Annotated in this window: 3 protein-coding genes; all 3 read left to right on the forward strand. The window is 45.1% G+C overall.

Features of this window, described 5'->3' with window-relative positions; translation table 11 throughout:
* Positions 1-153: 153 nt before the first annotated feature.
* The 3 genes from QEH52_RS19505 to QEH52_RS19515 all read left to right on the forward strand — a co-directional run bounded on the left by QEH52_RS19505 (position 154) and on the right by QEH52_RS19515 (position 1,590).
* A complete protein-coding gene (locus QEH52_RS19505; RefSeq protein ID WP_308952633.1) occupies positions 154-570 on the forward strand; it encodes a hypothetical protein in 417 nt (138 codons plus the stop codon).
* A gap of 69 nt (positions 571-639) precedes the next feature.
* Complete coding sequence (locus tag QEH52_RS19510; protein ID WP_308952634.1) at positions 640-930, forward strand: hypothetical protein; 291 nt, start codon at positions 640-642, stop codon at positions 928-930.
* 117 nt (positions 931-1,047) lie between these two features.
* The gene (locus tag QEH52_RS19515; protein WP_308952635.1) at positions 1,048-1,590 is read left to right on the forward strand and encodes a hypothetical protein; all 543 of its coding nucleotides are present in this window, start codon (positions 1,048-1,050) and stop codon (positions 1,588-1,590) included.
* The last annotated feature ends 79 nt before the right edge of the window (positions 1,591-1,669 follow it).

The following is a 1,669-nucleotide window of genomic DNA, read 5'->3' on the forward strand; positions in this document are numbered from 1 at the left end:
CTTGTGCTTCTCTAGTGATTGATTTGTTATTCAGGTCTTTCACAATGGACTTTCACCATATAAGGTTATCAACATGCCGGGCATACCCAGTCGTGATATGACAATGTATTTCGCTGGCGCTCATACATGCATACACTCTACGTTCTCAGGAAAATGAAAAAGATCATCGCAGCCCTGATTATCTCACTAGTCATTGCAGCTCCCCTATTTGGGCAGCATTGGCTACCTAAGGACGCTGTAGTCGTTTACTCAAACAGTTGGTCGGATGGTTTTCTTCCCGATGGGTCCTCCTATATAAAAGTAAAAACAAATAAAGCAGGCTTCGAAGAGATCGTTAAGATATTAAAACTTACACCACATACAGAAGAAAGAAAATACACGGACGATAAAGAGCCGTGGCTTAGTTGGGGCTGTGCGCGTGACCCTAAGACGCTCGAACCAATAAAAGGAGAGAAGTTGTGGGATCCTACTCCTGATTTATCGACCACCTTTGTTCGGCAAGAAGGTGACACATGGGTATACGCGAAATTTGAAGGCGGATACGTCTATTACACTTGGATAAACCACTAGAATGAGAACCAGTCGCTACGGGACAACGTCGCTAACGCGCCGTGCCAGAGCTCATCGTTCTAGAAAAGTATGAAACAAAAAACACGCAAACTTGCTAAGCTAGTCTTTGTCGGACTGGCTGGTGTTTTATGTGCGGCCCTATTTTTCGTTTTGCTATCAACGACAGTCGAGAGCGTCCTTCGGGTCGTTGGGTTGCTCGTGACATTAGACTTTGAAGAACAGAATGCAGGAAGAGAACTCGGTGAAGGAATAGCGTTCGTCTTGATCATCGGATTATTCTCGATAATCATAGCTAAGCAGTGCTGGAATGCTTTTCGCCGTGGATTGGGCGATGAATTAGCCGAACATCCTAACGAATGAAGCTAGAACCAGCCGGCACAGGCCAACCCATGTAACCCGCTCGATAATCCGAAAATCACTTAAAACCACTAACCCGTCAGGCTGGGTGCCTGGCCTCATCGTTCGACGAAAGAATAAATGGAACATATTACCAACATTATCAGCTCTCTAGCGTGGCCTGTCACGATACTGATTATCGTTTGGAAGTTTCATGCTGAGCTAACCGCATTAATTAAGCGTATCGGCAAAATAAAGCATGGGAAAACTGAAATCGACTTTAGCGAACTAAAGCAAGCCGTAGAAAAGGTCGAAAGTCAGCATGGAAGAGAAGAATTAAGCAAAGAAGGTAATTCTGACTTCCAGCAAATCAACGCATTACTATCAGTAGACCCGTATTCAGCAGTCATATACAGTTGGATTAAATTTGCTGAAGCAGGAAGGAAGCTCGTAGATACGCCAGACGACCACAGAACTTCAGACTCTACTGTAGTCCAGAAGCTGCTCTACAAGAAAGAAATCGACAAAGAAGAATACGAACTAATTAAACAGATCCAGCACATGAGAAATATGGCTGCTCATAGACGGGATGATGGACTAGATGAACTTACAGCATTTAAGGTTACGAACATATTGATGCAACTGACTGACGAATTCAACAAAAGGTCGAAATCGAGTAGGTGACGCCGCACGGGACGCCACCTCTCACACCACCTGCCGTGCGGGACCGCAGCCAGACTGATCGACGTGCTACGCAGTCTGT

It is taken from the genome of Thalassobacterium maritimum (assembly GCF_031127805.1).
Lineage (GTDB): Bacteria > Verrucomicrobiota > Verrucomicrobiia > Opitutales > Coraliomargaritaceae > Thalassobacterium > Thalassobacterium maritimum.